At 65.8% G+C, this 13,012-nt stretch carries 12 protein-coding genes and 1 pseudogene; 5 read left to right on the top strand and 8 right to left on the bottom strand.

Annotated elements, in window-relative coordinates; genetic code table 11:
- Both AC1DNF_RS00185 and AC1DNF_RS00180 read left to right on the top strand, forming a co-directional pair.
- Positions 1-846 (top strand): AraC family transcriptional regulator, encoded by an 846-nt coding sequence (locus AC1DNF_RS00185; protein ID WP_478146512.1) that lies wholly within the window; start codon positions 1-3, stop codon positions 844-846.
- A gap of 60 nt (positions 847-906) precedes the next feature.
- A complete protein-coding gene (locus AC1DNF_RS00180; protein WP_478146511.1) occupies positions 907-2,628 on the top strand; it encodes a SulP family inorganic anion transporter in 1,722 nt (573 codons plus the stop codon).
- Here AC1DNF_RS00180 and arfB read toward each other — a convergent pair.
- The gene (gene arfB, locus AC1DNF_RS00175; protein WP_478146510.1) at positions 2,597-3,010 is read right to left on the bottom strand and encodes an alternative ribosome rescue aminoacyl-tRNA hydrolase ArfB; all 414 of its coding nucleotides are present in this window, start codon (positions 3,008-3,010) and stop codon (positions 2,597-2,599) included. The genes AC1DNF_RS00180 and arfB overlap by 32 nt on opposite strands.
- A gap of 174 nt (positions 3,011-3,184) precedes the next feature.
- Between arfB and AC1DNF_RS00170 the strand changes: the two are divergent.
- A pseudogene (locus AC1DNF_RS00170) lies at positions 3,185-3,802 on the top strand (LLM class oxidoreductase).
- Between the two features lie 23 nt (positions 3,803-3,825).
- On the opposite strand, the gene AC1DNF_RS00165 reads toward AC1DNF_RS00170, so the two are convergent.
- Both AC1DNF_RS00165 and clpB read right to left on the bottom strand, forming a co-directional pair.
- Positions 3,826-4,155, bottom strand: a complete 330-nt coding sequence (locus tag AC1DNF_RS00165; protein ID WP_478146509.1) for a hypothetical protein — start codon at positions 4,153-4,155, stop codon at positions 3,826-3,828.
- A gap of 8 nt (positions 4,156-4,163) precedes the next feature.
- The gene (gene clpB, locus AC1DNF_RS00160; protein ID WP_478146508.1) at positions 4,164-6,785 is read right to left on the bottom strand and encodes an ATP-dependent chaperone ClpB; all 2,622 of its coding nucleotides are present in this window, start codon (positions 6,783-6,785) and stop codon (positions 4,164-4,166) included.
- A 97-nt stretch (positions 6,786-6,882) separates the two neighbouring features.
- Between clpB and AC1DNF_RS00155 the strand changes: the two genes are divergently transcribed.
- Positions 6,883-7,875: a Bug family tripartite tricarboxylate transporter substrate binding protein gene (locus tag AC1DNF_RS00155; RefSeq protein WP_478146507.1), complete on the top strand. Its 993-nt coding sequence runs from the start codon at positions 6,883-6,885 to the stop codon at positions 7,873-7,875.
- Positions 7,876-7,908: 33 nt separating this feature from the next.
- Here AC1DNF_RS00155 and AC1DNF_RS00150 read toward each other — a convergent pair whose 3' ends face one another.
- On the bottom strand, positions 7,909-8,385 hold the full coding sequence (locus tag AC1DNF_RS00150) for a molybdenum cofactor biosynthesis protein MoaE (RefSeq protein ID WP_478146506.1): 477 nt from the start codon (positions 8,383-8,385) through the stop codon (positions 7,909-7,911).
- Between the two features lie 247 nt (positions 8,386-8,632).
- Between AC1DNF_RS00150 and dapA the strand changes: the two genes are divergently transcribed.
- Positions 8,633-9,523 carry a 4-hydroxy-tetrahydrodipicolinate synthase gene (gene dapA, locus AC1DNF_RS00145; RefSeq protein WP_478146505.1) on the top strand — a complete coding sequence of 297 codons (891 nt, stop codon included), beginning with the start codon at positions 8,633-8,635 and terminating at the stop codon, positions 9,521-9,523.
- Here the strand turns inward: dapA and AC1DNF_RS00140 are convergent.
- The 4 genes from AC1DNF_RS00140 to thrC are packed head-to-tail and all read right to left on the bottom strand — an operon-like array spanning position 9,510 to position 12,986.
- On the bottom strand, positions 9,510-9,761 hold the full coding sequence (locus tag AC1DNF_RS00140; RefSeq protein ID WP_478146504.1) for a MoaD/ThiS family protein: 252 nt from the start codon (positions 9,759-9,761) through the stop codon (positions 9,510-9,512). The two genes, dapA and AC1DNF_RS00140, sit on opposite strands and share 14 nt — an antisense overlap.
- Before the next feature lie 2 nt (positions 9,762-9,763).
- Positions 9,764-11,017: a molybdopterin molybdotransferase MoeA gene (locus AC1DNF_RS00135; RefSeq protein ID WP_478146503.1), complete on the bottom strand. Its 1,254-nt coding sequence runs from the start codon at positions 11,015-11,017 to the stop codon at positions 9,764-9,766.
- The gene (gene mobB / locus AC1DNF_RS00130) at positions 11,010-11,555 is read right to left on the bottom strand and encodes a molybdopterin-guanine dinucleotide biosynthesis protein B (RefSeq protein ID WP_478146502.1); all 546 of its coding nucleotides are present in this window, start codon (positions 11,553-11,555) and stop codon (positions 11,010-11,012) included. Before mobB ends, AC1DNF_RS00135 begins: the two co-directional genes overlap by 8 nt.
- 15 nt (positions 11,556-11,570) lie before the next feature.
- The gene (gene thrC / locus AC1DNF_RS00125) at positions 11,571-12,986 is read right to left on the bottom strand and encodes a threonine synthase (RefSeq protein ID WP_478146501.1); all 1,416 of its coding nucleotides are present in this window, start codon (positions 12,984-12,986) and stop codon (positions 11,571-11,573) included.
- Positions 12,987-13,012: the final 26 nt, after the last annotated feature.

Genomic DNA, 13,012 nt, shown 5'->3' with positions numbered 1-13,012 from the left:
ATGCCGCCTACAGTCGCCACGCCTCCGGCGCCCTACCCGGCTCCGACCACCAGCGTCGGCCCACTCACCCCGCATCTCTACGCGCCCGACGCCCTGCGGCCGCTGCGCGCCAAGGAGCACTTCCTCAAGGCCGACACGCTGGTCGAGCTGCACACCCATCCCTGGCCGCAGCTCACCTTCTCGACGCGCGGCGTGATCCGCTTGAGCACCGAGGATGGCAGTTACATCGTGCCGCCGTCGCGCGCGCTCTGGGTGCCCGCCAACATGTCGCACAGCATCACGCTGATCGAAGACGCGGAACTCCGCACCGTGTACCTGCACAGCTGGCTCGGGCCGCCCTGGGAGAGATGCGAAGTGCTGGAGATCAGCCCGCTGCTGCGCGCGCTGATGCTCGCGCTCGACACCACGCCCGATGGCCTGCCACCGGCCGACCCGCATGCGGCGCAGCGCGAACGCTGGATCGCCCCCCTGCTGGTCGATGAGCTCGAGCGCGCGACGCAGATCCGCATCGACGTACCGCTGCCGGCCGACAAGCGCCTGCGTCAGCTCTGCGAGGCGCTGCTGCGCAATCCGGCCAACCGCGCCACGCTGGCCGACCGCGCCGCGACCATCGGCGCCAGCGAGCGCACCGTGGCCCGCCTGTTCCGCGACCAGCTCGGCATGAGCTGGCAGCAGTGGCGCCAGCAGGCCGTGCTGGCGCATGCCCTGCCTCTGCTCGCACGCGGCATGGCTGTGAGCCAGGTCGCCTCCGCAAGCGGCTATGCGACCGACAGCGCGTTCTGCGCCATGTTCAAGGCGGCCACGGGCCAGTCGCCGACGGCGTTCCAGCACAAGAAGAAGGCGTAGCCTCTTTCCGCTTTCGTATCATCGCCCGGTGCATTCCAATCCTCTCCGCCCACCGAGGGCATGGCCTTGAACCGCGACCAGCTCGCGCGCTGGCTTCCTTTTCTGAACTGGGAACGCCCCGACAAGGCGATGCTCGTGAACGAGGCCACCGCGGGCATCACGGTCGCGTTGATGGTCATCCCCCAGGGCGTGGCCTATGCGGCGCTTGCGGGCATGCCCCTGGTCACCGGCGTCTACGCTGCATTGCTGCCGGCGTTGATCGCCGTGCTCTTCAGCTCCTCCGCGCGGTTGTCGGTCGGGCCCACCGCGCTGACGAGCCTGCTGGTCGGCGCATCGCTCGCGCCGCTCGCGATTCCCGGCAGCCGCGAGTGGGTAGCGATGGCCGTCTGGCTGACCCTGCTTTCGGGCCTGATGCAGGTGACGCTGGGCGCGGCGCGCTTCGGCTGGCTGCTGCGACTGGTCAACTCACCGGTGCTGATGGGCTTCACGCAGGCCGCCGCCGTGCTCATCACGCTCTCGCAACTGCCCGCGCTGCTGGGTTTCACCGGGCGCTCGGCGCTCCAGCTGTTGAAAGGCCCGCCGCCGGACTTCGTTGCCATCGCATTCGGACTGGGCGGCATGGCGACGCTGTGGCTGGGCAAGCGGCTGGCGCCGCGCATCCCCACCACGATGGCTCTCGTGGCGGCCAGCGCCGCCATCAGCTTCGGTGTCGGCTACGCCCTCGAGGGCGGCGCGGTGATCGGCGCCCTTCCCTCGGGACTGCCTTCGCTCTACTGGCCCGGCGGTCTCTCTTTCGACAGCCTGAGCGCACTGCTGCTACCGGCCTTCCTGATCACGCTGGTGAGCTTCCTGGAAACCGCATCGAGCGCCAAGATCGACAACGCGCGCGCCGGCAAGCTCTGGAACGAGAACCAGGACCTGATCGGGCAAGGCCTGGGCAAGATCGCCTCGGGCCTGACGGGCTCCTTTCCGACCAGTTCGTCGTTCTCGCGCTCGGCCATCACGCTCTATGCCGGTGCCAAGACGCAATGGTCCACGCTCGTCAGCGTCGCCGTGGTGGCCGCCGCGTTGCTGTGGGCCATGCCGCTGCTCTATCACGTGCCGCAGGCGGTGCTCGCGTCCATCGTCGCAACGGCAACCCTCGGCCTGCTGCGGCCCTCGGCATTCATCGCGCTGTGGCGGATCTCACCCATCGAGGCGGCCATCGCGCTGGCCACGTTTGCGCTGACCATCGCGACCGCTCCTTCCATCTATTGGGGCGTGCTCGGCGGCCTGCTGGCCGCATTGGCGCACTACATGTACCGGCACCTGCACCCACGCATCATCGAAGTGGGGCTGCACCCCGACGGCAGCCTGCGCGACCGCCACCTTTGGCACCTGCAGCCGCTCGCGCCCAATCTGTACGCACTGCGCATGGACGCCGAGCTCGACTTTGCATCGGCCAGCACGCTCGAACGCGCGATCACCGTCGCGCTGGCGCAGCGGCCCGGGCTGACCGACGTCTGCCTGTTCGCGCAGCCGATCAACCGCGTCGACATCACGGGCGCCGAGGTGTTCGGCAGCATCCGCCGCTTTCTCGAATCACGGGGCGTGCGGCTGCACATCTCGGGGCTCAAGCTGCCGGCGCAACAGGTGCTCGATCGCGCCGGGCTGCTCGCGCCGGGCCCGCATCTGCTGAGCTACCGGACCGACGCCGATGCGCTGGCGGCACTGACCGCCGGGGCCGAGGTACCGCTCATGCCGGAGGAGGTCAGTCCTTCACCGGCCCGCGCAAGCTCTTGATTTCCGAGCGCTGGCTCTTGCCTTCGAGCCGACGCTGCCTGGAGCCATAGCTCGGCTTCGTGGCACGACGCACACGCGGTGGCGTGGCGACGCCGTCGACCAATTCCTGAAGGCGGGCGAGCGCATCGGCCCGGTTCATCTCCTGGCTGCGATGCCGCTGCGCCTTGAGCACCAGCACGCCCTCATGGGTGATACGGCTGTCGCGCAGGGCAAGCAGGCGTTCCTTGACGTCCTCGGGCAGCGAACTCGCCAGGATGTCATAGCGCAGATGCACCGCGCTCGACACCTTGTTGACGTTCTGGCCGCCCGCGCCCTGCGCGCGGATGGCGCTGAACTCGACCTCCATGGGATCGATGAGGACGGGTGGACGCAGGATGGACATGCGCTATTTTGACGCTTGCGACATGTTTCCCCTCGTTGCCTGCGCAACGAAGCTCAAGGGGGAGCCGGGGACGCCCGCACGTTCACTACGACGAATTGGAGCATCGATCCAGGAGACCGCTCTCCATCCACGGAAAGCACCGTGTCACGCGAAATCCGAATCAACGCCTTCGACATGAACTGCGTAGGCCACATCCAGCAGGGGCTGTGGACGCACCCGCGCGACCAATCGTCCCGCTATCTCGACATTCACTACTGGACCGAATACGCCCGCAGGCTCGAACGCGGAATCTCGGGTTCGGCGTGACCGCCAACCTCACCTGCGAACCCCCTTTCCTCTTCGCGCGCCGCATGTCCACACCGGATGGACGCCATGCACCAGAGCGAACCATCGCCGCAGCGTACGCCGGTGCTCTGCCAGGCCGGCTCATTCGCGAGAGGATCGCGTTTAGGCCATGAAGCGCAACGCCGGGCCACAGTGGACCAAGCGCAAGCTCCTGGAACAGATGGTGCTGGGTAGCCGGCAGCAGCCGCTGGTCGGATCGGCCGAGAGCATTGCAGACGCCTTGATCGCATGGACCACCGACGCCGATGTCGATGGCTTCAACCTATCACGCACCGTGGCGCCGGAGTGCTTCGTGAATTCATCGGCCTGGTTGTGCCGATTCTGCAGGAACGCGGTGTCTACAAGACCGCCTATGGAAACGGCTCGCTACGCGGAAAACTCTTTGGCCGCGACAGGTTGCCGCCAAGCCACCCGGCCGCCGCATACCGGCCCCTCACGGCCGACTGAGAAGGCGGCCACGCTCTTGGCGCTTACTCGCCCCGTGAAACGGGCCGGGCCTGCACGTCGGTTACATGGCCCGGGTCGCGCACGCGCAAAGGGCCATCCGCAGCCTCGCCACGCGCGCGGGCACTGGCGACATCAGCCGCAGTGGGCTGGGCCTGACGGCCGGCTGCGCGGAAGCGGTCGAACCCGCCTCGCGGGTTGAAGCGCATCACCCAAGGGTTGACAGGCTGCCCCGTGAGGCGCGCCCAGCCGTAGCGCAGGCCCCAGACGACCGCGAGCAGCAGCACGGCGACAGCCAGACTGGCCGCGAACACGAGGCCCATCACGAGGAGAACGAGCCGGAAGACAAGGTTCATCATCAGCATTAGGCCACGGCCTCGGCCCTTGGTTCCCCTGTCTTTGTGAACGTGAACTGGCCAGGCGTGCGGATCGGGTCGGTGTTCACGTGGATCGTGTCCTTCGGCCCGAAACTGCCGTCCAGCAGCAGCGTGGACAGCGGATTCTCGATGCGCTGCTGGATCGCGCGCTTGAGCGGTCTGGCGCCGAATACCGGGTCAAAGCCGACCTTCGCGATCTCCGCCAGTGCGGCCGGCGAAACGTCCAGACCGAGATCCATCTTCGCCAGACGGTCTTGCAGCACCTTGAGCTGGATGGCCGCGATCGCCTCGATGTTCTTCGCGTCGAGCGCATGGAACACCACGGTTTCGTCGATACGGTTCAGGAACTCAGGCCGGAAGTAGTTCTTCAATTCGCCCCAGACAGCGTCCTTGATCTCCTCGTTCGGGCGGCCCACCATCGACTGGATGATGGGCGAGCCGATATTGCTGGTCATCACGATCACGGTGTTCTTGAAGTTCACCGTACGCCCCTGTCCATCCGTGAGGCGGCCGTCGTCGAGCACCTGCAGCAGCACGTTGAAGACGTCCGGATGCGCCTTCTCGACCTCGTCAAGCAGGAGCACGCTGTAGGGCTTCCGGCGCACCGCTTCGGTGAGGTGACCGCCCTCTTCGTAGCCGACGTAGCCGGGCGGCGCGCCAATGAGTCGCGCGACCGAGTGCTTCTCCATGAACTCGCTCATGTCGACGCGGATCAGGTGGTCTTCGCTGTCGAACAGAAAGCCTGCCAGCGCCTTGCAGAGCTCGGTCTTGCCCACGCCCGTGGGGCCGAGGAACAGGAAGGAGCCGGTCGGACGATTGGGGTCCGACAGGCCGGAGCGCGAACGACGGATCGCGTTGGCGACCGCTCCGATGGCCTCGTCCTGGCCCACGACGCGCTCGTGCAGCCTGGCTTCCATCATCAGCAGTTTGTCGCGCTCACCCTGCATCAGCTTGGAGACGGGGATGCCGGTCGCGCGCGCCACCACCTCGGCGATTTCTTCCGCGCCGACCTGCGTGCGCAGCAACGTGGGGGCACTGGACTTGCCCTTGCTGGCCTCTGTGTCCTGCGCTTCCTTCAACCGCTTCTCGAGCCCGGGCAGCTTGCCGTACTGCAGCTCAGCGACCTTGTTGAAGTCGCCCTTGGAGGTGAATTCCGCAATCTGGAACTTGATCTTGTCGATTTCTTCGCGGATCTGCGCACTGCCCTGGGCCTGCGCCTTCTCGGCCTGCCAGATCTCGTCGAGGTCCGCGATCTCCTTCTGCAGCTTGGCGATCTCTCCCTCGATCAGGGCGAAACGCTTCTGCGAAGCCTCATCCTTCTCGCGACGGACGGCTTCGCGCTCGATCTGCAGCTGGATAAGCCGGCGGTCGAGACGGTCCATTGCCTCGGGCTTGGAGTCCATCTCGATCTTGATCTTGGCGGCGGCTTCGTCGATCAGGTCGATGGCCTTGTCGGGCAGGAAGCGATCGGTGATGTAGCGGTCGGACAGCTCGGCCGCGGCGACGATCGCCGGATCGGTGATGTCGACGCCATGGTGGACTTCGTACTTTTCCTTCAGGCCACGCAGGATGGCGACGGTCGCCTCCACGCTGGGCTCGCCCACCAGGATCTTCTGGAAGCGGCGCTCCAGCGCGGCATCCTTCTCGATGTACTTGCGGTATTCGTCCAGCGTGGTCGCACCGACGCAATGCAACTCGCCCCGGGCCAACGCGGGCTTGAGCATGTTGCCCGCGTCCATCGCGCCCTCGGCCTTGCCGGCACCGACCATCGTGTGCAACTCATCGATGAAGACGATGGTCTGGCCCTCATCCTTGGCCAGTTCGTTGAGGACGCTCTTCAGGCGTTCCTCGAACTCGCCCCGGAACTTGGCACCTGCCAGCAACGCAGCCATGTCGAGCGACAGCACCCGCTTGCCCCTGAGCGAGTCGGGAACTTCGCCCGCGACGATCCGCTGCGCCAGGCCTTCGACGATGGCCGTCTTGCCCACGCCCGGCTCGCCGATCAGCACAGGGTTGTTCTTGGTGCGGCGTTGCAGCACCTGAATGGCGCGCCGGATTTCCTCGTCGCGGCCGATCACGGGGTCGAGCTTGCCCAATCGCGCGCGCTCGGTAAGGTCCATGCAGTACTTCTTCAGCGCCTCGCGCTGGCCTTCGGCATCGGCGCTGTTGACACCCTGACCACCACGCACTGCCTCGATGGCGGCTTCGAGCGATTTGCGCGTCACGCCATTGCTACGCGCCAGATTGCCGATGTCGGCCTTGCTGTCGGCGATGGCGAGCAGGAAGAGCTCGCCGGCGATGAACTGGTCGTTGCGCTTGATGGCTTCCTTCTCGGTTGCCTGCAGCAGCTTGCTCAGGTCGGGTCCGACCTGAACCTGGTCGTGGCCCTCGACCTTCGGCAGCCTCTTGATGGCGGCCTCGGCGGCCTGCAGCAGGCCGGGCACGTTGGCGCCAGCACGCTCGAGCAGCGCGCGCGGGCCGTCCTCCTGGCGCAGCATGGCGACGAGCAGGTGAACCGGTTCAATGTAGGCGTTGTCGTTGCCCAGGGCGAGCGACTGCGAGTCGGCGAGTGCTTCCTGGAACTTGGTGGTGAGTTTGTCTTGTCGCATGGCTTGATTCCTGCATTCAAAATAGGTCTATTCCGCGGCGATTCAAGAGCACGACCGCCCCGGATGCGTTCTTCTTATTCAGGCTTTGGAGTTGATCATGTCCTTTTCGAGACGAGTTGTTCTATCGCAAGCTTTGCGCACGATGCTGACGCTCGGCGTCTTCACGGCGATGGCCGGTCTCGCCCAAGCCCAGAGCGGCACACCGGTCCGTCTGCTGGTCGGTTTTCCGGCCGGCGGCGGCACCGACGTCATCGCGCGCACGCTGGCGGAAAAGCTCAAGGACCAACTGGGCACTCCGGTGGTGGTGGAGAACCGTGCCGGGGCCGGCGGCCAGATCGCGGCACAGGTGCTCAAGACGGCACCGGCCGATGGGCACACCCTCTTTCTTTCGCACGACCACTCGATCTCCATCCTGCCGCTGGTGGTGAAGAACCCAGGCTTCAATCCGGCCAATGACTTCGTCCCGGTGGCCGGGTTCGCCACGTTCGCAAACGCGCTGGCAGTGTCAGGCGGAACGCCGGCGAAGTCGATGAACGAGTACGTGGCCTGGGTGAAGGCCAAACGCGACGGCAAGGACACCATCGGCGTTCCGGCGCCAGCTTCGATCCCGGAATTCCTGGTCAAGCTGATCGGTGACAAGTACAAGCTCGACGTGCAGGCCGCTCCCTACCGGGGTAGCGCACCGATGATGTCCGACATGCTGGGCAATCAGATCTCTTCGGGCATCGGCTCGATTCCCGATTTCATCGAGAACCAGAAGGCTGGCAAGATCCGCGTCGTGGCCGTGATCGGCGACAAGCGCCAGGCGCTTCTTCCTCAGGTGCCTACGTTTGCCGAACTCGGCTTTTCCGGCTTGGACGATCTGCCCTACTACGGCGTCTTCGCGCCGGTGGGCACACCTCAGGCGGTGATCGACCGCTTCGGCGAGGCACTCGCCAAGGTGATCGCCATGCCGGATGTGCGACAGCGCCTGACGGCAATGGGGCTGAYGGTCGCCTATATGCCACAGGGGCAGTTTGCCGGGCGTGTGCGAAGCTACACCCAGACCTGGGAGCAGATCATCAAGGCCAGCGGCTTCCAGCCCCAGTAGGAAAAGCAAGCGACGGTCGCCGGGTCGTGGTCCTCAGGCGTTACTGGCAGTGATGCCCCAGCGCGCGAGCGCGGCGTCGTCGTCCACGCGCGCATCCACCCAGCGGGCGCCCTCGGGCGTCTGCTCCTTCTTCCAGAACGGCGCCTGCGTCTTGAGATAGTCCATCAGGAATTCGCAGGCCTGGAAGCTCTGGCCACGGTGGGCCGAGGTCACGGCCACCATCATGATCTGATCCAGCGGCTGCAGGAGCCCGACGCGGTGGACCACGCGCGCGCCGAGGATGTCGAAGCGCCGATGGGCCTCGTCGATCATGGCCTCGATGGCCTTCTCGGTCATGCCGGGATAGTGTTCGAGCTCCATCGAGGCCACCGCACTGCCGTCGTTGCGGTCGCGCACGGTGCCGATGAAGCTGCAGACGGCGCCGACACCGGCGTCAGCCGCGCGCAATGCGGCAATCTCCTGCTGCAGGTCGAAGTCTTCGGTCTGGATCGAAACACGCGGGCCAGTCATGCCCGGATTGTGGCACTGCGATAGACTGCGCCCATGCCCGCCCCCGCCACGCAACCCAGCTTTTCTTCGGTCGAAGAAATGGATCTCGTGCGCGCGGAAGGCAAAGCCAAAAAAACCAAGCTCATCTGACCGGAGCTTTGGTTCCGTCGTCGGATGAGCGACGGAACTACAAGGCCTGGGCCCATGCTGGTTGCGCGCGCGTTCGACGGTGGTTCTTCCATCGGTCGATTCCTGAAAGGAAAGCTGCGTGCCTCATTCTTCGACTCCCCCCGATTTTTCGGGCCTCTGGGTCCCGCTCGTGACGCCGTTTCGCGACGGCGCGGTCGATCATCCGGCGCTGGCGGCACTGGCCGAGCGGCTCGCGAGGACGGGCATTGCCGGCTTCGTGGTCTGCGGCTCGACCGGCGAGGCGGCCGCGCTCGACGAAGGCGAGCAGCTGGCCGTGCTCGCCACTGTCGCGAAGGCCGCGCCTGCGCTGCCGCGCATCATGGGCGTCTCGGGCCATCACCTCGGCAAGACCCTGGCCTGGGTCCGGCGGCTCACCGATCGCGAGGGGTTGGCTGGATTGCTCGTGCCAGCGCCTAGCTATATCCGCCCCGCCCAGGCCGGGCTCGCCGAATGGTTCAATGCCATTGCGAATGCCAGCCTTGTCCCGCTGCTGATCTACGACATACCCTACCGCAGCGGCATCGAGATAGCGCGCGAGACATTGCTCGCGCTCGCCGACAACCCGCGCATCCGAGCGATCAAGGACTGCGGCGGCGACAGGGCCAAGACGCAAGCGCTCATCGCCGATGGACGCCTGCAGGTGCTGGCCGGCGAGGACACGCAGATGTTCGCCACGGTCGCTGAGGGTGGCGTGGGTGCTATCGCGGCCAGTGCGCATCTGCAAACCGCGCGCTTCGTCGAAGTGCTGCGTCTGCTTCGCGAAGACCGTCTTGCGCAAGCTCGCTCGCAGTGGCAGCCGCTCCTGCCCTTGATCGAAGCGCTGTTCGTCGAAGCGAACCCCGGCCCGCTGAAGGCAGCGCTCGCCGAAGAGGGCCTGATCCTGGATGAGCTGCGCGCGCCGATGACGCGGGCGTCGAGCGCGCTTCGGGAACGGCTGCGACAAGCGCAGGCCGCGCTCAGCCGCCCGTAACCGGAGGGAAGAAGGCCACTTCGCTACCTTCATGCAGCAAGGCGGCTTCGTTGCTCATCACCTGGTCGAGGGCCATGCGCACGGCCTTGCCCCGGGCCAGCACGCTTGCATGCGGCTCACCGCGCGCGATCAGTTCGTCGCGCAGCGCGCCGAGATCGGGTGCGGCAGAGTCGATGGCCTCGCTTCCGGTTCCGAGTGCCTCGCGAACCGAGGCGAAGTAACGAACATTGATCTTCATGCTCAGGCAAGCAAGGACGCGAAGGGAATGAACTGCACGATGTCGCCGGCCTTGAAGGGCTGGCCGGCCGGCGTGTCGATCACACCATCGCCCCAGACCATCGAGGTCAGGACGCCGGAGCTCTGGTTGGCAAACACGTCGAGTCCGCCGGCCGCATTGCGGCGCGCGCGCAGAAACTCGCGCCGACGATCGGCGCGCGGCCAGTCGAAGTCTGCACGCATCGCAATCGGCTGGGGCGTGACGCGCTTCACGCCCTGCAGCGTCAGCAGGAAGGGGCGCACGAGCAGCAGGAACGTCAGGAAACTCGAGACCGGGTTGCCGGGCAGCCCGGTGAGGTGGGCGCCGCCGATGCGGCCATAGGCGAAAGGCTTGCCGGGCTTCATGGAGAGCGACCACAGATCGAGCTGGCCCAGGTGCTGGACGGCGGCCTTGATGTGGTCTTCCTCGCCAACCGAGACGCCGCCGGTGGTGATGATCAGGTCGTTGCCGAGCGACGCTGCGAGCAGGGCATCGATGGTCGCGTCGCGCCGATCCGGCACGATGCCCAGATCGTTCACCTCGCAGCCGAGCCGGGTGAGCAAGGCGCGCATGAAGAATCGGTTGGAGTTGTAGATCGAGCCGGGCTTCATCGCCTCGGGGGCGACATCGCCTGGCATGACAAGCTCGTCGCCTGTGGACAGCAAGGCGACGCGCGGGCGCTTCGATACCTGCAAGCGGTCCAGTCCGACGCTGGCTGCGAGCCCCAGCGCAGCGGGCGTGAGGCGTTCGCCCCGCGACAGCACGACGTCTCCGGCGGCCACGTCCTCTCCGGCGCGGCGAATCCACTGCCCAGGCGCCGGAACGATTTCGACGCGCACTTTGCCCAGGCTGCCCTCTTCCGGCAACGGGCTGGTGTCTTCCTGCATCACGACCGCATCGGCGCCCGCAGGGATCTGCGCGCCCGTGAAGATGCGTGCCGCCGTTCCAGCGAGGAGGGGCACGCCCACGCTGCCGGCGGGGATGCGCTGCGTCACCGTCAACATGGCGCCGGGGGCGGCGCAATCGGCGACACGTACTGCGTAACCGTCCATAGAGCTGTTGTCCCGCGGCGGCACGGTGAGCGCGGACACGACTTCCTGAGCCAGCACGCGCCCGTCGGCTTCGAATGTGGAAACACTCTCGACACCGACCTGGGGGGTGGCGGCGGCGAGCAGACGGGCCAGCGCCTCGTCCAGAGGCATCAGGGCGGGTCGCGAGGAAGAGGAAGTGCTAGCCATAGTGCTCCACGTTGTATTCGAAGCGCTGCGCATTCAGGAGCAGCCATGCGCCAATGCCATCGACGTCGTCGAGGTCAAAGATCGGCAGCCCGGTGGGCCGAGGCAGCAGATGCGGCTGGTTCGTTGCGATGGCGACGATGAAATCGTCATCAACGTAGCGCGCGGGCCGTGCCTCATTGCCTTCGTCAGCTGACCGCCAAACCTCGATCTTCAGCAGGTCGCTGTGCTTGAAACCCTCGACCAGCACCCAGTCGACACTGTTGCACAGCTCGGCGATCAACTGGTGCACGCTGAGCTGTGCGGGCTGTTCGAACTCGCGAATCAAGGCCAGCCGCCTGTCGGATGCGACGACAACCTCGAAGGCGCCCGCCTCACGATGTCGGTAGGTGTCCTTTCCCGGATGGTCGATGTCGAACTTGTGATGCGCGTGCTTGACCACGGACACGCGCTGGCCATGCAGCTTGAGCACGGGAATCAGTCGTTCGACCAGCGTGGTCTTGCCTGCACCCGAGAAGCCGGCAAAGCCGATGACTTTCATGCGCCGCCTTGGGGATCAACCGCAGTTCTGCGCAATGTAGGCCTTGACTGCCTCGACGTCCGCAGGGAGGTCGACGACCCGCTTGGGCAATGATTCGATGCCTTCGAACCGCGCCGGGCGCTCGGGCGCATGGCCCAGGGCTTCAACAATGGTTTCCGCGAACTTGATGGGCAGCGCGGTCTCGAGCACAACCATGGGCACGCCCGGTGTCAGGTGTTCGCGCGCCGCCTTGAGGCCGTCGGCGGTGTGCGTGTCGATCAGCGTCGCGAAGCGCTTCTCGGTGTCGCGAATCGTGGCAAGGCGGTCGGCGTGCGTACTGCGGCTGCTGGTGAAGCCAAACCGGGTCGCCGCCTGGGCGAATGCCGGGTCGGCGCTCAGGTCGAAGCGGCCGGCACGGCCGAGTTCGCCCTCGAACAGCGCACGTGTCTTTGCCGCATCGCGACCCACGAGATCGAACACGAAGCGTTCGAAGTTGCTGGCCTTCGAGATATCCATCGAGGGGCTCGATGTCTCATGCGTATCAGCGGGCGCGCGCACGCGGTAGAGGCCAGTGCGGAAGAATTCGTCGAGCACATCATTCTCATTGGTGGCGACCACGAGCACGTGGATCGGTAAACCCATCATGCGTGCGACGTGCCCGGCGCAAACGTTGCCGAAGTTGCCCGAGGGCACGGTGAAGCTGACCTGCTTGTCGTTGTCGCCGGTCGCCTGGAAGTAACCCGCGAAGTAATACACGACCTGCGCGAGAAGACGCGCCCAGTTGATCGAGTTGACGGTACCGATCTTGTACTTGCGCTTGAAAGCCAGGTCGTTCGACACCGACTTGACGATGTCCTGGCAGTCGTCGAACACGCCCGCGATTGCGATGTTGTGGATATTGGGGTCCTGCAGGCTGAACATCTGCGCCTGTTGGAACGGGCTCATGCGACCTTCGGGCGACGTCATGAACACGCGCACGCCCTTCTTGCCCCGCATCGCGTATTCGGCCGCGCTGCCGGTATCGCCGCTGGTCGCGCCGAGGATGTTGAGCTCTTCGCCGCGCCGCGCGAGTTCGTACTCGAACAGGTTGCCGAGGAGTTGCATCGCCATGTCCTTGAAGGCAAGCGTGGGGCCATTGGACAGGGCTTCGAGATAGACGCCATCTTCCAGCTCGCGCAGCGGCACGATGTCGGCGCTACCGAAAACCTCGGCGGTGTAGGTCTTCGCGCAGATGGCCCTGAGATCGGCGGCGGGAATGTCGTCGATGTACAGCGAGAGAATCTCGAAGGCAAGTTCGTGATATGGCAGGCTTCGCCACCGGGCGAGCGTGGGGGCATCGACTTGCGGGTAGCGCTCAGGCAGATAAAGGCCGCCGTCCGGTGCCAGGCCCTCCAGCAGGATCTCGCAGAAGCGGCGGCGGTCCGGATGGCCGCGGGTGCTCAGATAGTTCACATTACATTCCAAATAGCGCAAGGGAA

The sequence above is a fragment of the Variovorax sp. 01T432 genome, assembly GCF_056398605.1.
Note: the sequence above shows the minus strand (reverse complement) of the source record. Positions and strands in the feature narration are given on the sequence as shown.